Below are 17,901 nucleotides of genomic sequence, written 5' to 3' on the forward strand. Positions count from 1 at the left end.
CCTGTTTACAAACCGTCACAAGGGTTGTTATCAGCAATACACAATATTTGGTATGCTCTCTCATACTCATGTCATTTATTCGTTGAGGAATAGGTAATAGGCAGATGGGAAAATCAGTCATGAGTAAGTATTCTTTCCACGTACCTCTTCCCCGATGATCAATTATCCATTATTTCTTTCCTAAACTATTGCATGAATCTAAATCAAGTTAAATCCATCCCCAAATGGACGCAATTACCATCTCCATCCATATTTTGTTCAGAAGTATCTATGCAATTGGGTGTAGATACATCCGTTGCCCAATTACAACAGCAGGTAGAATATTTACAAATTCAATTAGAGTTGGAAAGACAGGAAAATATTCAAAAAATACAGCAAATTCAGAAATTTCAAGGGTTGCTGCAACATATTACTGAACACATCCGCGATAGTCTAGATGAGCGCGAAATATTAACAATTATTACTCAAGAATTAGTTGATTTATTACAACTTAATCGCTGTCAAATTAAACTTTATAATCCCTGTTTGACTGCTGCTACAGTTACCTACGAATATAGTGTTAGTTTACCCCATTTTCAAGGTTTAACCACAAAAACTGCTGATTTTCCCCAAATTTATCAATCTCTCTTGCAAAAACAAATTTGGCAATCTATAGAAATTGTTCCCGGACATGATTCTGGCTTACAAATGATGAGTCAATTGGCTTGCCCAATTTTTGATCATCGAGGTGTTTTGGGCAATATTTGGCTAATTCGGCAGACAGAGGCAAAATTTGGAGAATTAGAAATATCTTTTTTACAGCAAATAGCTAATCAATGTGCGATCGCCATTCGTCAATCTCAACTCTACACCAAAACCACAGCCCAAGTTCAAGAAATTGAAAATCGACAACATCATCACCACGAATTTATCAGACATCTTGCCCAAGAATTACGTACACCCATTACTAATATTAATCTTGCCGTACAAACCTTAGAAAGTCTCATAACACCAGTCGGGATTGTAGATATAGAAATAGTATCCCAACTATTACAAATTCTCCATCATGAATGTGGACGCGAAGATAAATTACTTAACGATCTTCTTACCTTTGCATATCTGAAAACCCATCCCGAACCTCCTACTTTAATTACTATTGATTTTTCAACTTGGTTATTTCCTATTGTTGAATCTTTTCGAGATGTTACCAATTGTCAACAACAACAGTTACACCTAGATATCTCCACAGAAATACCCCATTTATCCACAGATATCACCGATTTAGAAAAAATTATTACCCTACTACTCAACCAAGCTTGTCAATGCGCTTCCGCAGGTGAATCAATTACACTTACCGCCGATTTGAATGCAGACACAGTAGAGTTAAAAATCAGTATTTCTGGTGTGGAGATTCCTCACAATGAACTGTCACAAGTTTTTCAGCCATTTTACCGCATTCCCAAACATTCCCCCTGGCAAGTACAGAACACTGGCTTAGAATTGGCATTAGTCAAAACAATAGTACAGCGTTTAAATGGGTCAATTCATGTTACAAGTATCAACAATCGCATCACTTTGATCATGCAATTTCCCCTGTAGCCAGTTTTTTAGCCGCAACACTAGCGCGAAAGTCAAAAGTCTGATATCATAACCTGATAAGCGGGTGAGTAGCTCAACGGTAGAGCAGTTGACTCTTAATCAATTGGTTGCGGGTTCGATTCCCTCCTCACCCATTGCAGTTACTTTTTCGATGATATTCTCCCAGATGCAGGTTGGGTTGAAGTCAGGAAACCCAACATGATTAATACTTTTGTTGAGTTGGGCTGTTGCTTCACCCAACCGACAAAATTAGACTCCAGCGGTCTCCGAAATTGCCCCTTGCATTTTCATAAAAGTATCAATTAAAGTTTGCAATTGTTGGTCTGCTTTAAAGACTCCTAAACCTCTTGCTGTTACCTTACCAGGAGAATAAACAAACCTGGCTTTCATGGTGGGAGTGAGATTTTCGGCTAAGAGATTCCAAGCGGGTTCTTCCATTGGGGTTTCTAAAACAATGTGCTGTTTATTCTCTGGTTTAATGCGGCTAAATCCCAGATTTTTAGCTAATTGCTTGAGTTCCATAACTCGCAATAGTTGATTTGCAGGTACGGGTATAGTTCCATATCTATCTGTCCATTCCGCAGCAATTTGTTTGAGTTCATATTTTGATTTTACTGTGGCTACAGCCCGATAAGCACTCATTTTTTGATCAAGATCGGGAATGTAGGTAGCAGGGATAAATGCGGTGAGATTCAGATCAATTTGAGTATCTTCAACTTTGGGTATTTCTTGACCTCTAATTTCTCGAATTGCTTCTTCTAACATTTCCATATACAAATCAAAGCCAATCACATCCATTTGACCAGATTGTTCTGCACCTAGCAAGTTTCCCACACCGCGAATTTCCATATCTCGCATGGCTAATTGATATCCAGAACCAAGTTGTGTAAATTCTTGAATTGCTCTTAATCTTTGTCTAGCGGCATCGGATAATTCTCTTTGTTTAGGATAAAATAACCATGCGTGCGCCTGTATTCCTGCCCGTCCTACCCGACCCCGTAATTGATATAATTGAGATAGACCAAAACGGTGCGCGTCTTCTATTAAGATTGTATTAACTCGCGGAATATCTAAACCAGATTCAATAATTGTCGTACAAACAAGGATATCAGCATCATTATTGCCGAAAGTCAGCATGGTTGATTCTAACTCGCTTTCGTCCATTTGACCATGTGCGATCGCAAATCTTCCTCCTGGTACCATTTCTCGCAATTTTGTAGTAGTTTCTTCAATTCCTTCAACTCTGGGAACTACATAAAATACCTGTCCACCTCGATCTAATTCTTGACGAATTGCACTTCTGACAATATCAGAATTTAAAGGTGCGAGATGGGTTTGAATTGGTCTTCTGGTGGGAGGTGGTGTGGTAATTAAACTCATTTCTCGAATTCCTGATAATGACATATATAAGGTTCTGGGAATAGGAGTTGCGGAAAGAGTGAGAACATCAACTTGCGTTTTGAGGCTTTTGATTTTTTCCTTCTGATTAACTCCAAATCTTTGTTCTTCGTCAATTACTAAAAGTCCCAAATCTTTAAATTGCACGCCTTTTCCTAATAATTGATGTGTCCCGACAACTATATCTAATTCTCCAGTCGCTAGACGTTTTTGAATATTGCGTTTTTCTTCTGCGCTGCGAAACCGATTTAGTAACCCCACGTTCACAGGATAGGGGGCAAAACGTTCTTTAATTGTATGATAATGTTGTTGAGTGAGAATTGTGGTTGGGGCTAAAAGTGCAACTTGCTTTCCGGCGGTGACAGCTTTAAAAATTGCCCGAATTGCCACTTCAGTTTTGCCAAAACCCACATCTCCACATACTAACCTATCCATCGGTCTTTCACTTTCCATATCCCGTTTTACATCTTGTACTGCTTTGAGTTGATCTGTGGTAGGTTGGTAAGGGAAAGAATCTTCCATTTCTTCTTGCCAAGGCATATCTTGGGGATAGGAAAAACCTTGTTGTTGAGAACGGGCAGCATACAATTTTAACAAATCTACTGCTAGTTTCTTAATGGCTTTACGGACTTTATTCTTAGTATTCTCCCAGGCTTTGCCGGTCATTTTGTGTAATTCTGGGGCTTTATCTCCACTGGTGCGAAAACGAGATAAAGAACTAACTTGATCAGCCGCAACTCTTAATAAACCATCTGCATATTGCACAACTAAATAATCACGGGTTTCATCATTAATTGTTAAACTTTCTAATTTAACAAATTTACCAATGCCATGACTACGATGAACCACATAATCTCCCTGACGTAATTTATTAGGATCAACTTGTTTAGATGTGGCTTGACGACGTTTGCGGACATAACCAAAGTTAGCTAAAGAATGTTGTCCATAAAATTCTCTATCGGTGACAATTACTAATCGAAAAGAAGGTAAAATAAAACCTTCTAATTCTGCCAAACCGGAATATTTAAGAGCAATCGGGATATGATTAATTTGCAGTTTATCAATGGCTTGATAATCACGGGGATTAGGAATAAACTGGGCAGGACAATCATGTTCTTGTAGCAAAGAAACCGAACGGGAAGGTTGAGCCGAAATTATCCAAACTGCAAAATTGCGTTCTCTCTCGTTTCTAATAGTTTCCCCTAACTTGGCAAATTGGTGAGGTGTAACAGGTAAAGGTCTACTTGCTAAATTTAAACCATTATTTTCTTCCGACAATTCTGATAAATATAACTTTCTAAAACTACTAATTTCCCCTATACACTCATCAAAATTTCGATGAATCTTAGGTAATCCAACCGACAACTGACCACTGACTCCTTCGGAGTTCGTCAGTCCCTCATGGGAGAAACCCCCAAGACCGCGCTGACTCACCACTGACCACTGACTATTAGCATTTTCCACCCAGCGATCGCTATGAGCATAACATTGTTCTGGTTCATCAATGGCCACAAGGGTATTTGCTGCTAAATAATCCAGCAATGAAGCCGGTTTTGCAAAAGCCAACCCCAAAAACCGCCGACTTCCTTCTAATGTTCCTAACTCTTGTAGAGACGTTTCATGAAACATCCCTACATTTTCTGTAAGTGCTGTGTTGATAATCGGTGCAAAACTTGTAGGGGTAAGGGTAACTTTTTCCACCTTATCCAAGGCAGAACGCTGGGTAGCGGGGTCAAATTCCCGAATTTGTTCAATTTCGTCACCAAACCATTCCAAACGCACAGGCAACTCGGAGGACACCGGAAATACATCCACAATATCTCCCCGTCTACTCCATTGTCCTTCAGTTTCCACTAGGGGAACTCGTTCATATCCCAAAATCGTGATTTTTTCCCCAAACCCGTCTAAATCAAATTCCATCCCTTTTTCTAAGGTGACACAAAATGATTTAAACGCATCCGGTGGTGGTAAATGCGGCTGCAACGCCCCCACAGTTGCAATTATCGCCGTTTTTTGCTTTTGCTGTACGGGCGGGGTCTCCCCGCCCCTTGTTTCATCACCCCTCGCCACCAAATCAGCTAATACCTGCATTTGCCCCCAACTTAACTCATTTTCAGGGTCGAAGGGTTCATAGGGAGAAGCTTCGGAAGTGGGATAAAAGTGGACAGTTTTCCAACCCATTGCTTCCATTTGGGCAAAAACCCGCCCAGCTTCCTCTAGAGTGGCACAGACCACACATAAATCCTGATCTTCATAATTTGCTAATGCTGAAGCTACCAGTCCCTTGGGTAGCCGAGAAATCCCATTTAACCGCAATTCCTGTTGTTTGTTGAGTTTAGTAATGAGTTCTGCGGTAAGAGGCGATCGCGCCAAAGCACGCACAATAGAAGAAAAGGCCATAAGTTTTACGCTAAAAAAAGGAAGTCGCTGCTAACGTGAAAATCTCGAAGTATTTCCTATTAACCATTTTAAAAGTGTTAACCCCTCTCTTGACGATAAAGAGGAAAGAATCAAACCGAACTACTCATAGACAGAAGCAATATAGCTACTACTTTGTGTATAGTCAAAGTATTTAGAGAATTACCTAAAATACTGGATACTAAGATCAGTCTGATTGAATGAACACTGGGCAACTTCTGATCACCGTATACTTCTATTCTTTATACCAGCAATTTTAAAAATGTCTTCCTTCACGTTTGAAATTTTAACGATTTTAGTGCTAATTTTCGCCAACGGGTTATTTTCCATGTCGGAAATGGCCGTAGTTTCAGCCCGGAAAGTCAGACTACAGCAGTTAGCTAACCAAGGAGATGTCAACGCCAAAGCTGCATTAAAACTCGCCGAATCTCCCAATCATTTTCTTTCCATCGTCCAGGTAGGGATTACACTGATTAATATTCTCAATGGTGTCTTTGGTGGTGCGACCATTGCCAAAAGATTAGAAGATTATATCAAGCTAATTCCAATTTTAGCTAATTATAGTAATGCGATCGCCTTTGGCATCGTAGTCTTACTCATCACCTATTTTTCCCTGATTGTTGGTGAACTCGTCCCCAAACGTCTGGCTTTAAATAACCCCGAAAAAATCGCTGCTTCAGTAGCCATACCCATGCGGGCTTTAGCAAAAATAGCCTCACCCATAGTTTATCTTTTGAGTGCATCTACAGATTTAGTCTTGCGAATATTAGGAATCACCCCCTCTGCTGAACCCCAAGTCACAGAAGAAGAAATCAAAATTCTTATAGAACAAGGGACAGAAGCGGGAACATTTGAAGAAGCAGAACAGGACATGGTAGAGAGAGTTTTCCGGTTAGGCGATCGCCCCGTCACCTCCTTTATGACACCCCGACCTGATATAGTTTGGTTAGACTTGGAAGATCCCCCCGAAGAAAACCGCCAAAAAATGGCAGAAAGCAGCTATTCTCGCTATCCCATTTGTCAAGAAGGACTAGATAACGTTCTGGGGATTATTCCCGTCACCGACCTATTAGCCAGAAGTTTACGCAACGAACCCTTAGACTTAACTCTAGGGTTACGTCAACCCGTATTTGTCCCCGAAAGCACACGCGGTTTAAAAGTTTTAGAATTATTCAAACAAACCGTCACACACATGGCTTTAGTCGTAGATGAATATGGCGTAATTCAAGGCTTAGTCACCCTCAATGACATCATGAGTGAAATCGTCGGTGATGTTCCCACAGAACCAGGACAAGAAGAACCTGAAGCCGTACAACGGGAAGATGGTTCTTGGTTAGTAGATGGAATGTTAGGCATAGAAGAATTTTTAGAACTATTTGATCTTGAAGAATTAGAACATGAAGAAAGAGGAAATTATCAAACATTAGGCGGTTTTGTCATCACCCATTTAGGCCGGATTCCCGCAGCCGCAGATCATTTTGAATGGGATGGTATGCGGTTTGAAGTTATGGATATGGACGGAAATCGGGTTGATAAAGTCCTAGTAGTACCCAAGGTTATGAGGAGTAATTGAAGTCAGGATGTAGGGGCGCAGGGTCTGCGCCCAGTCAGGAGAAAGAAGAAAGAAGCGTTACAGAAATCTGGTTTGGAGAAAATTCATGTAAAATTAACTCTTCCTTATTTAAAGCTTAACTTCTCTACTGTTCACTAGAGTTAAATTCACTTTTTGCTGCAACATAAAAATTCCCCCCATTACCTTCCAGTGAAAAGGTTTGGGGGATTATTTTAGGGCTGACGCATTGACAACCCACATTCTGCAAATAAATTATTGATATTTTTGAAATGGTTCTTCAGTACCTAATCTGCTAATTTATGAGCCCACATTCAGCATGTAATATTAAACAACGCCGCACCTAAATTTTCTCACTAAACTCTGAAACCCTAGATAATAATTGTAGGCACTTTTTCATGTTGTAGATAATTCTTCCTTTCCTCCTTCGTTCTAACTTCTGACTCCTGACGCAATTTGGAAAGAGGAAATTACAAAAATTGCTTTTCTTATTCCCTCTTTCCTATTCTTATTTAAAAGCAACCTTCACATTAGCAACAGCAACTTCCTTAGTAGCTGCTTCAATATTTACCGTTGCAGGTGCGTTAGAACCCTTAAACCACAGTAGGACAGCAGGAGCTACACCTAACGCCACACCTAGCAATACCGGGATAGGAAACCCAGCCGCCAAACTCATCACTGTCGCAAAACCAAAATTACCCAAATAAACTAATAAAGGGACATTCAATTGGTACTTATCCAATTTAATCGGGCTTTTGCTCCATAACAAAGCCGCAACAGTCATAAATAACGACCCAGTACCCATCCAACCTGCAAAGTTTTGGTAAGGCATTCCAAAGAAAGCCCCAGGTTGTTGCCAATACCAGAAGGGAAGAGAAGTTTGACTCATAGCTGGGTCAAGCACAAAATCCCAAGAAGTGAGCAGTAAAGCCCCCAAAACAATTGCTCCCACGTGACGGAACAAACTGGGTTTTTTATCTACCTCTAAACCCGCCCGCGCCAATACATAAGAAACTAATCCCACGTAAAACCATGAAAGGGGAATTGTAAAAGGTACTAACCCGGAAATCTTATAACCCAAACCACTTAAATAGCTGTAGTGGCCAAAAGGAAAGCCAGTGCTAGTTCCTAATAATTCACTAGTCAACGAAATTAATACAGATGGTATTAAAAATCCTAAAGCGCGTCCCAAACCTAAAGTTCGGTAAGCATAGAGGAACACTCCTAGCGCTCCTAAAATCATATATACCACACCGCCGCCCGCCATGCTCCACTGCATGACACTTTGTCCAACTTCTGATAAGCTGACAATCATCTCAGCATTGGGAATAACAATCAGTATTCCCACCAGTCCAAATACCATAGAAACGATATGACCAATTAGGCATACGCGCTCGACGATAACAAGTTGTCTCATGATCAATCCTTTATGATATGCCAGATGGCTACTCAACTGCTAACAGTTTACAAATATTTATGAACAATTTAACTAAATGTTGATATTTATTCTCCCGAAATGGGAATCAGGAGTGAAATTCAACCTTTAGAAACCTTATAGGTTCAGTAAATCTGTGAAATAATGAATGCAACTGATATTGAAAATACTAGTATATAACGATTCGTAACTGAGTGGGGTACAGAACTTTTCCAGTTATAGCAACCGCCAAGTTTATAAGAACTAGGGAAGAAATTTCCTTTTTCCGTCGTCCTGACTTCTGACTGAGCGCAGGCCCTGCGCCCCTACCTCCTGACTTTTGCTATATGTCAATTTTGAAAAAAATTCCTTGGTTTTCTCTAACACTGGTATTTCTGAGTTACAGTACATTAGGCTGGGTGATATTTGAAGAAAAAGCCCCTTTGTATGTACGGCTGATAACTGTGCTAACTATCCTGCTGTCTCTAATTTCCCTCACCAACCCTTGGTTAAAACTTGATGATTATTCTCATATTTTCTTCAAGTCAAACGCGAGGACTTTTTTGGTGGCTATCTTAGCAGCTTTCCTATTTTTTCTAATGATTGCCTGGTTTCGAGTATTTCTTGATACGTTACTTATTATCTGCGCCACTATTTTAGCTAAAATAGACTTTCAATCAGTCGGTTTAAAACCAGCACTAGCTTTTGGCTATATATCCTCTTGCTCACTGCTAGGTTTAGGATTGGGCGCACTTATCAATTACTACATTTAGAATTAGTCATTAGTCATTAGTCATTAACTAATGGCTAGTGACTAATAAATAACTAGTACACTGCGGCGTAAGTGAACCAACCATTCTAAATCGTTACAAAGCCTATACTGTCTTCCTTTTGACTTTTGACTTCCGCTCTGTGGTACTAGCCAGCTACCGCTTCTACAGCTTCTACCGCTACTGGATAAACGCTAACTTTCTTCTGGCTTTTACCTCTTCTTTCAAAGGTAACAACACCATCAACTAAAGCAAACAAAGTATCATCACTACCGATACCAACATTATTACCAGGGTGAACCTTAGTACCACGTTGACGGACGAGAATATTACCTGCGCGTACAGTTTGTCCACCGTAACGCTTTACACCTAGTCGTTGAGCGTTAGAGTCACGACCGTTTCGTGTACTACCCGTTCCCTTCTTATGAGCCATGATTTCCTCTTTTCTATTTACTTTATTTATCCCAGCTAGTCATCTAGTTTAGGCTAGGAAAAAGATGATTAATCATTGGTAATTAAATTACTCTTGCTCACCTCTTACCTATTCCTTAACTAGCAACTTAACCTTATTTATGATTCTTCTGCGGTTTCTGCCACGAAATCAGCATTAATAACGGGACTTTCAGCCATTCTTGGGGCTTCTTCGTAAGCTAAAACTTCGCCGTTAAGATTGATGGAATTAATCAAAAATCTGGTAATTTCCTGGCGATGTCCCCGTTTTTTGCGGGTTTTCTTTTTAGGTTTCATCTTATACACCAGGACTTTGCGACCTCTGAAATGTCGCATAATTGTCCCTTCCACCGTCGCACCTTCTACTAAAGGTTGTCCAATGGAAACTGCGCCTTCGTGATGTACAAGTAATACTGCGTTGATAGTAACTTTTTCATCTGGTTCAGCGGTTAGTAGTTCAATGTCGTAAAAGCGACCTGCTTCTACTTTCATTTGTTTACCACCAGTTTCGATAATCGCGTAGGTCATTAAAATTGTCCTTGAGTTGCCGTACAGGTAGCTGGCTATTATCTCCTGTAGAGACGCTATATTTATAGCTTCTGCCAGCCTTTGAAGTATGTCTACCTGATCCGAGCAGGAATTAGACAGACAATCTAATATGTTACCCGATTGGTAGCTAATCAGTCAACCTTTTAGAAAAAATAATTTTATTCTCCACTAATTTCCGAAAAGATTATTCTTGAATTTGTAGTTGATTCTGACACAGATGGAAGATTTTTTAACTAATCTGAGCGACTTAATAGGGTTGCTCGGATTTTTTTACTACATATTCAGGTTCAGATTTTTCATCAATGACTTAAAATTCCCGGTCTTGAGGAAATTGTAGGTTGGGTAGACCGAAGTGAAACTCAAGAAAATCGGGAGAATATTGAAAAATTTGATAATTGCACTAATTACCAGTTACAATTTAGGTTCATGCTGAGAATAAAAGTTTACTTTTTATTAAGTAGATGAACACAAGAAAACCAATCTGTGTAAAGAACAGTAAAATCGCCCAAACCCTCTTCACTCTTGCCTCTTACCTTGCCATAACGACGATTTTCAATGCTAACCTACTTAGATAAAGATGAAAAGAATTGAAGTTGAACAAAGAACTATTTTTGTGGGTTTAGCTGGTAGTCATGGTTATGGTTTAAATCGTCCTGAATCAGATTATGATTATCGTGGTGTATTTATTGCTCCTAAACGCTATTATTTAGGCTTTGATAGTATTGAACAAAAGGATTCGGGTTGGGATGAACCAGGGATATTTCCGTTTATAGATGGTAATGAAGATACGGTGATTTATGAATTAAGAAAGGTTATTCATTTATTGGCTGGGGCAAATCCCAATGTTTTGGAATTGCTGTGGTTAACGAATTATCCTTTTTTAACAAATGTCGGACAATATTTAATTAATCACCGTAATTTATTTTTGAGTAAAAAGGTAAAACATACTTATGCTGGTTATGCTTTTGCTCAAATCAAGAAGATGGAAACTCATCGTAAATGGTTATTAAATCCACCTACGAATAAACCTATTCCCGCTGATTTTGATATTATGGATGAAATTCCGTTAAGCAAGGATGAGTTAAATGCCTTTTTGGAATATCTTTATCTTTTAATTAGGGGAAAAATTGAATTTTTGGAAGAATCAGAACAGTTATATAAATTGCTAACTGCGGATATTGATTTTAAAGGTGTTTTGAAACAATACACTTTAGCTGATGAAACTTTGGCATATACCCAAAATTTAACTTATGGGCGTAAAGATTTTATTCGGCTGTTGCAAAAAAGTCAAAGCTATCAAATTGCGTTGCGAGAATGGAAGGCTTATATATCTTGGCAGGAAAATAGAAATCCGGCTAGAGCAGAAATGGAAAAGAAATCAGGTTATGATTTAAAACATGGAATGCACTGTATTCGATTACTACGCAGTGGTTTAGAAATTTTGCGGACAGGAGAATTAATTGTAGATAGAAATTTAGCTGGTGATATTGATGATTTAAAGGCTATTTTACGAGGTGATTATAGTTATGATGAGTTGATAAAAATGGCGGAAGATTTGGTTGCCCAAATGGATATTTTTTATGAGCAATCTAGTTTACCACATCGTCCTGATTTGGAGCAAATTAATGATTTGTGTATGGAATTAGTGGAAATGCAAGGTTGGTAAGAAAATTGGGAGATTGGAAACATGTCCCCGGTAGGTTTCGTGAACGTGGCTAAATAGACAAAATTCAACTGCGTGGGTTATTTCATGAGTCCACGCAGGTTCGTTAATATTGTACTAACATCTTTACGTAATTTTATGTAAAAAAATTAAAATATTTAGGTAAAAGTGGGAAATTGAGTCATATATAGGGCTTACGCATTGACAAAGTTTTTTAAATATGTAATGTGGATTTTATCTCTTGTAGGGTGCGTCAGACCCAATAATTTGGTAAAAAACAGATTTCTGTATCTGACGCACCCTACTCAATAAGTTATTCCCAAAGCCGAAAACGACGCAATTTCGTTCATTCATACGATGGTAAGTTAGTGAGCGTGCGTAAGTCCTAGGATCAATTATACTTGATCCAGATATTAGGGAGTATTTTCCTAATGCTGAAGCTGTGAATCATGCTTTACAAACTTTGATCAATTTAGTTCCTAGAACAATACCTTCACCAAAATCCTGAAACCTTATTGATATCATGACAACTTTATGGACTTTCAAGCATTTAGCGAATTAGCGAACAAATCAATCAACATCAAAAAACCCCTATAATCGCCAGTACATAGAGGTTTACAAGCTAAACCACTTATTTTCAGATTAGGCTTGGGTGTGTTTTATGATATTACAAAAAGTCTACCCGCCAGGTAATTAATTGAGGTTGTTAACTGGCTTCTCGCTAGGTGCTACTGCTGTTTTGGGAATTTCAATCACTGGGTTATTTACAGCCACCATTAAGGGCGAATCTGAGGCTGTTGGTGTTAATTCTGTGGGTTGTGTTGTGGCCATTTCTAGCATTCTGGAATTACTGGGTAATAAGCCAGATATTGCTGCCAAAATACAAGCTACTGCGGCGGCACTACCTAACATCCAGTTCAAACGGTAACGGCGATTAACACGGGCGAAAACTTGGTTAATCGTTGCTTCTGATGACTGAGAATTGGCGGGAACAGGGATGCTATGCAAGCCTTTTCTAAGATTTAATAGTCTTTTGTACAGGCATTTGATTGAAGCATCAGTTAATAACCACTCTTCAACTTGCCTACGTTCAGTAGCTGTAACTTCGCCGTCCAGGTAAGCACTTAATAACTCGAAACAATCGCGCTTCTCCATATTTATAGTACCCGTTGATTCATTTTGGCTTCTCAATGGCAGAAAATATATATTTTCGTTGACAGTCCTTAATATTTCTTAAAATCTGCCATAGAATTGAGGAAACATGGTGTAGATTATGTATCTAGATAGCTTTGTAACTGAGTTTGTAATCTTGATCTGGCTCTGGCTATTCTAGATTTCACCGTTCCCAGGGAAACTCCGGTAATTTCGGCAATTTCTTCATAGGCCATGCCTTCAATTTCTCTCAAAACAATTGTAGTCCGAAAAACTTCTGGTAAGTCGGCGATCGCTTCTCGCAACTGTTCATAAAATTCTCTAGTAGTTAGTTGCTCATCTGGACTTGGGACATCACCAGCAATTTCCCAATCCATTTCTCCATCATCTAAGGTGCGGGGAGCATCTAATGATAGGGGACTAGCGACCCGTTTGCGTTTACGTAATTCATCATAAAACAAATTTGTGGCAATGCGACTTAACCAACCTCGGAACTTGGCAGGTTCTTGTAGTCGGTTAATATTCCTATAGACACGAATCCAAACTTCCTGGGCTAAATCGGCTCTATCATACCAATCGGGGGCTAAATGATATAAAACTCGATCAACTTGAGTCTGGTAGCGACGTAACAGTTCTGAAAAGGCAGCGCGTTCTGGACGCAATCCGACTTGACAGCGCAAAATGAGATCGTGGTTCGAGAGTTTGTCAACTTGCACCGATGCTGTTGGATAGGTGGCATCAACTGTTGACCAAGATACACTAATGGATTGACTCATGGATCAGACTGGCGTTAAATCACTCCTGTCTATTAGACTGGATCATAGATCAAAAGTTCCTCGGTAAGGTGACGGATTTATAATCGAAACACGGAAATATATATAGAAAGGAGTTTTCAGCATTTTATTCTATCGTCAAGTAAGTACGAAAGAATCAGCTAAAGAAGACTATGAATTAACTTTTTGTTAGAGTTAGGAGTGGTGATCAGATTGAGAACTGTCCACTAAATGCTTGAGTGGTAATGGGTAATGGGTAAAATTCCCGCGCTCACTCACCTTTAGCCAAATATGTCAGGGATAAATAATAGGCGATGGCAATGGCAAGAAATGAATCTGTAGTGAGTATGGTCATGTTTCTGTGTTTTGGTACGGCAATTTTATCTCTGGCTGTCCATTGGCACACTATGAGAACAACAGGACAATTAAATCAGTTTGCATCCACAGATGTTTATCCACAGGGTTCATCAGTGGAAATTGGCAACAGTGCAATTGCGGCTTCTGTGCCTAACTCTCCCCAAAAAACTGCTGTTTGGAAAACACAAAAGTCAAGCCAGGAGCAAGTTACAGATCTAGTCAATAATTCTCAGGGATCAACACCAGTATCAAATACAACTCGAGTCGTAGTAGATTTGAGCGATCGCCGTGTTTATGTTTCTCGATATGATGAAGTAATAGCTAGTTACCCAATCGCTATCGGTAAAAAGGGTTGGGAAACACCAACTGGCAATTTTAAAGTTATCCACAAAGAACACGATCCCATCTGGCGACACCCTATTACAGGGGCTGTTTTTGAGGGCGGTACTGATAGTCCTTTGGGAGATAGATGGATTGGTTTCTGGTCAGATGGCCGTAATGAAATTGGCTTTCATGGTACGCCGAATGTTGACCTGGTAGGGGCAGCCGTTTCTCACGGCTGTCTGAGAATGCGTAATTCTGATGTGCGAATGTTGTATAGCCAAGTGAGTATAGGTACATCAGTAACAGTTCAGAATTAACAGGTAAAAGGCAAAAATAAATATCTCCTCTAAATAGGTTAGCATCATTGGTCACAAGTCAAGATAGAAGCAATTCTGTCAATAAGTATAAATACTAAAATCACCTGTCATTTTCGGGTTGATAGACTACTTACTATGTTGCATATTAAATCTGGAGAAAAAAAATTAGAATGTAATAAGTTTCTAATTTGGTTAAGCAGTTGACTTTTAATTCTTCCGTTATCAACAAACCCATATTCATCCTTGTAGATGGACATTCTCTAGCTTTTCGTTCCTACTTTGCTTTTGCTAAAGGTAGAGACGGAGGACTTCGCACAAAAGCTGGTATCCCCACTAGTGTTTGTTTCGGTTTTATTAAATGTTTGCTAGAGGTAATAGCCACACAACAGCCGCAAGCTATAGCTGTAGCTTTTGATTTGGCTTTACCTACTTTCCGTCATGAAGCTGATGATACTTACAAGGCTGGACGTGCGGAAACTCCAGAAGACTTTATTCCCGACTTAGAAAACCTCTATGAGTTATTACAAAGCTTGAATTTACCCATAGTCACTGCACCTGGTTATGAAGCAGATGACGTACTGGGAACATTAGCACAAAAAGCCGCAGCTTCTGGGTATCGAGTTAAAATACTTTCCGGGGATAGGGATTTATTTCAACTAATTGATGCTGATAAAGAAATTACAGTTTTAAACTTCTCTCCGGAAGCATTAAAACGTTCTACAAATAGTATTGCTGAATTTAGAGCCGAAGAAGTAAAAGAGAAATTAGGAGTATTACCTAAACAAATTGTTGATTTTAAGGCCTTATGTGGTGACAAATCAGATAATATTCCCGGAGTTAAAGGAATTGGGGAAAAAACAGCAGTTCAATTATTAAATACTTATAATTCTTTGGCAGAAATTTATGCAGCTATAGATGATATTAAAGGTGCAACTCGGAAAAAACTAATTACTGGTAAAGAAGACGCAGAAAAATCTCGTTATTTAGCTAAGATAGTTTGTGATGTTCCTCTAGAAGTTGACTTAGAAGATTGTCAATTAACAGGTTTTGATAATAACTTGCTGATTCCGATTTTAGAGAAATTAGAGTTTAAAAGATTTTTAGAGACAATTAATGAAATACAACAAAAATTTGGCGGAGAAGTTGTAGAAAATAAGGTAGGGGAAATCACAGCAGAAACAGATGATGATTTATGGTTTTTTAGTGCAGATGATACAGCACAAGAAATAAAACAAAATGCTTCACCAATTCAACCACGCATTATTAATACAGAAGCTAAATTAACAGAATTGGTAAAACTTTTAAGAAAACTCACAAATCCAGAGAACCCCGTTGCTTGGGATACAGAAACTACTGCTTTAGAACCACGAGATGCGGATTTGGTGGGAATTGGTTGCTGTTGGGGAACAGAATCAGATGAACTTGCTTATATTCCCATTGGTCATAAAATCGGCGATAATTTAAGTCGAGATTTAGTATTAGAAGCACTGCGTCCGATTTTGGAAAGTGCTGATTATCCCAAAGCTTTACAAAATGCTAAATTTGATCGCCTAATTCTGCGGTGTCAAGGAATTAATTTAGCTGGAGTGGTATTTGATACGATGTTAGCTAGTTATTTGATTAATCCCGATAGTAGTCATAATTTAAGTGATTTATCTTTGCGATATTTGGGATTGAGTGCGAAAAGCTATGGAGATTTAGTTCCTAAAGGAAAGACTATCGCTGATATTAGTATTGCTGCGGTTGCTGATTATTGCGGAATGGATGTTTATTCTACATTTGCATTAGTCCCGAAATTACAGGAAAAGTTAGTAGAAACTCCAACTTTATATAAACTATTAAATGAAGTTGAACAACCCTTAGAAGCAGTCTTGGCGGAAGTTGAATATACAGGAGTTCGGATTAATTCAGATTATCTAAAAGAACTTTCACAGCAATTAGAAACAGAATTAGCCAAGTTAGAAATAATAGCTACCGAAATTGCTGGAGAAAAATTTAACTTAGGTTCTCCTAAACAATTGAGTCATATTCTTTTTGAGAAATTAGGCTTAAGTACCAAATATTCCCGCAAAATTCAAACTGGTTATTCTACAGACGCAGCAACTTTAGAAAAACTTCAAGAAGTTGATCATACTGGTTTTGTAGAAGCAATTATCGAAAATCGGACTTTATCAAAATTAAAATCTACCTATGTAGATGCTTTACCAGCTTTGGTACATCCCAAAAGTCAAAGATTACATACTGATTTTAACCAAACTGCAACTTCTACAGGTAGGTTATCTTCTTCTCATCCCAATTTACAAAATATCCCGATTCGCACTGCTTTTAGCCGCCAAATTAGAAAAGCTTTTTTACCGGAATCAGGTTGGTTAATGGTAGCTGCTGATTACTCACAAATTGAGTTAAGGATTTTGGCGCATTTGAGTCAAGAACCTGTGTTAATTCAAGCTTACCAGCAAAATGAAGATATTCATACCGTGACGGCGAAATTAGTCTTTGAGAAAGAAGATATTTCTTCAGATGAACGGCGTTTTGCGAAGACGATTAATTTCGGAGTAATTTATGGGATGGGAGTGCAAAAATTCGCTAGAGAAACGGGAATAAATCCGACAGATGCGAAGGTATTTATTGAGCGATTTAATGAAAGATATGCCAATGTTTTTACATATTTGGAGAAAGTGAAAAAAGAAGCGATCGCCTATGGTTATGTCGAAACTATTTTGGGTAGACGACGTTATTTTGAGTTTACTAGTAATAGTTTACGGCAGTTAAAAGGTAGTAAGTTAGAAGATATTAATTTACAGAAATTAAAGAATTTAGGTCAATATGATGCTGGGTTACTCCGTTCTGCTGCTAATGCACCAATTCAAGGTTCTAGTGCAGATATTATCAAAATAGCAATGGTGCAATTGCATGAGGTTCTGAAGAAATATCAAGCGCGGTTGTTGTTGCAAGTTCATGATGAATTAGTGTTTGAAGTTCCTCCCCCAGAGTGGGAAGAATTGCAACCACAAGTTAAGTCAGTGATGGAAAATGCAGTTTCTTTATCTGTGCCTTTAGTTGTTGATATTCATGCAGGGGATAATTGGATGGAAACTAAGTAATATCTTTGTAGGGTTTGCTGATAGCCTAGGGTGGCGTAAGCCATAGGAGTAGTTATATGGATGT

Annotated in this window: 12 protein-coding genes and 1 tRNA gene; 7 read left to right on the plus strand and 6 right to left on the minus strand. The window is 38.8% G+C overall.

Features of this window, described 5'->3' with window-relative positions:
• Window positions 1-192 precede the first annotated feature (192 nt).
• The gene (locus tag IQ226_RS10070) at window positions 193-1,578 is read left to right on the plus strand and encodes a HAMP domain-containing sensor histidine kinase (RefSeq protein WP_193895035.1); all 1,386 of its coding nucleotides are present in this window, start codon (window positions 193-195) and stop codon (window positions 1,576-1,578) included.
• A gap of 62 nt (window positions 1,579-1,640) precedes the next feature.
• A tRNA-Lys gene (locus IQ226_RS10075) sits at window positions 1,641-1,712 on the plus strand.
• Window positions 1,713-1,827: 115 nt separating this feature from the next.
• Here the strand turns inward: IQ226_RS10075 and mfd are convergent.
• Window positions 1,828-5,376, minus strand: a complete 3,549-nt coding sequence (gene mfd, locus IQ226_RS10080) for a transcription-repair coupling factor (RefSeq protein WP_193895037.1) — start codon at window positions 5,374-5,376, stop codon at window positions 1,828-1,830.
• Between the two features lie 280 nt (window positions 5,377-5,656).
• Here mfd and IQ226_RS10085 point away from each other — a divergent pair, with 280 nt between their 5' ends.
• A complete protein-coding gene (locus IQ226_RS10085; protein WP_193895039.1) occupies window positions 5,657-6,967 on the plus strand; it encodes a hemolysin family protein in 1,311 nt (436 codons plus the stop codon).
• A gap of 505 nt (window positions 6,968-7,472) precedes the next feature.
• Here the strand turns inward: IQ226_RS10085 and cruF are convergent.
• Window positions 7,473-8,381 carry a gamma-carotene 1'-hydroxylase CruF gene (gene cruF / locus IQ226_RS10090; RefSeq protein ID WP_193895041.1) on the minus strand — a complete coding sequence of 303 codons (909 nt, stop codon included), beginning with the start codon at window positions 8,379-8,381 and terminating at the stop codon, window positions 7,473-7,475.
• A gap of 344 nt (window positions 8,382-8,725) precedes the next feature.
• On the opposite strand from cruF, the gene IQ226_RS10095 reads away from it, so the two are divergent.
• Window positions 8,726-9,151 carry a hypothetical protein gene (locus tag IQ226_RS10095; RefSeq protein WP_193895043.1) on the plus strand — a complete coding sequence of 142 codons (426 nt, stop codon included), beginning with the start codon at window positions 8,726-8,728 and terminating at the stop codon, window positions 9,149-9,151.
• Window positions 9,152-9,296: 145 nt separating this feature from the next.
• Here the strand turns inward: IQ226_RS10095 and rpmA are convergent, their stop codons facing one another.
• Window positions 9,297-9,581: a 50S ribosomal protein L27 gene (gene rpmA, locus IQ226_RS10100; protein ID WP_193895045.1), complete on the minus strand. Its 285-nt coding sequence runs from the start codon at window positions 9,579-9,581 to the stop codon at window positions 9,297-9,299.
• Between the two features lie 137 nt (window positions 9,582-9,718).
• Window positions 9,719-10,126, minus strand: coding sequence for a 50S ribosomal protein L21 (rplU, locus tag IQ226_RS10105; RefSeq protein WP_193895047.1), 408 nt, complete (start codon window positions 10,124-10,126; stop codon window positions 9,719-9,721).
• Between the two features lie 598 nt (window positions 10,127-10,724).
• On the opposite strand from rplU, the gene IQ226_RS10110 reads away from it, so the two are divergent.
• Entirely contained in the window at window positions 10,725-11,813 is a 1,089-nt protein-coding gene (locus IQ226_RS10110) for a DNA polymerase beta superfamily protein (protein WP_193895048.1), read from the plus strand.
• A gap of 690 nt (window positions 11,814-12,503) precedes the next feature.
• Here IQ226_RS10110 and IQ226_RS10115 read toward each other — a convergent pair.
• Both IQ226_RS10115 and IQ226_RS10120 read right to left on the minus strand, forming a co-directional pair.
• On the minus strand, window positions 12,504-12,965 hold the full coding sequence (locus IQ226_RS10115; RefSeq protein ID WP_193895049.1) for an anti-sigma factor: 462 nt from the start codon (window positions 12,963-12,965) through the stop codon (window positions 12,504-12,506).
• 116 nt (window positions 12,966-13,081) lie between these two features.
• Window positions 13,082-13,738 carry a sigma-70 family RNA polymerase sigma factor gene (locus IQ226_RS10120; RefSeq protein ID WP_193895050.1) on the minus strand — a complete coding sequence of 219 codons (657 nt, stop codon included), beginning with the start codon at window positions 13,736-13,738 and terminating at the stop codon, window positions 13,082-13,084.
• Window positions 13,739-14,049: 311 nt separating this feature from the next.
• Between IQ226_RS10120 and IQ226_RS10125 the strand changes: the two genes are divergently transcribed.
• Window positions 14,050-14,733 (plus strand): L,D-transpeptidase, encoded by a 684-nt coding sequence (locus IQ226_RS10125; RefSeq protein ID WP_193895051.1) that lies wholly within the window; start codon window positions 14,050-14,052, stop codon window positions 14,731-14,733.
• 200 nt (window positions 14,734-14,933) lie between these two features.
• Window positions 14,934-17,837, plus strand: a complete 2,904-nt coding sequence (gene polA / locus IQ226_RS10130) for a DNA polymerase I (protein WP_193895052.1) — start codon at window positions 14,934-14,936, stop codon at window positions 17,835-17,837.
• Window positions 17,838-17,901 lie beyond the last annotated feature (64 nt).

Source organism: Dolichospermum sp. LEGE 00240, assembly GCF_015207875.1.
In the GTDB taxonomy this organism is placed as follows: Bacteria; Cyanobacteriota; Cyanobacteriia; order Cyanobacteriales; family Nostocaceae; genus Dolichospermum; species Dolichospermum gracile.

Coding starts and splice junctions, on each gene's coding strand:
- IQ226_RS10070 (WP_193895035.1), top strand. CDS start 193: ATGAATCTAAATCAAGTTAAATCCATCCCCAAATGGACGCAATTACCA.
- mfd (WP_193895037.1), bottom strand. CDS start 5,376: ATGGCCTTTTCTTCTATTGTGCGTGCTTTGGCGCGATCGCCTCTTACC.
- IQ226_RS10085 (WP_193895039.1), top strand. CDS start 5,657: ATGTCTTCCTTCACGTTTGAAATTTTAACGATTTTAGTGCTAATTTTC.
- cruF (WP_193895041.1), bottom strand. CDS start 8,381: ATGAGACAACTTGTTATCGTCGAGCGCGTATGCCTAATTGGTCATATC.
- IQ226_RS10095 (WP_193895043.1), top strand. CDS start 8,726: ATGTCAATTTTGAAAAAAATTCCTTGGTTTTCTCTAACACTGGTATTT.
- rpmA (WP_193895045.1), bottom strand. CDS start 9,581: ATGGCTCATAAGAAGGGAACGGGTAGTACACGAAACGGTCGTGACTCT.
- rplU (WP_193895047.1), bottom strand. CDS start 10,126: ATGACCTACGCGATTATCGAAACTGGTGGTAAACAAATGAAAGTAGAA.
- IQ226_RS10110 (WP_193895048.1), top strand. CDS start 10,725: ATGAAAAGAATTGAAGTTGAACAAAGAACTATTTTTGTGGGTTTAGCT.
- IQ226_RS10115 (WP_193895049.1), bottom strand. CDS start 12,965: ATGGAGAAGCGCGATTGTTTCGAGTTATTAAGTGCTTACCTGGACGGC.
- IQ226_RS10120 (WP_193895050.1), bottom strand. CDS start 13,738: ATGAGTCAATCCATTAGTGTATCTTGGTCAACAGTTGATGCCACCTAT.
- IQ226_RS10125 (WP_193895051.1), top strand. CDS start 14,050: ATGGCAATGGCAAGAAATGAATCTGTAGTGAGTATGGTCATGTTTCTG.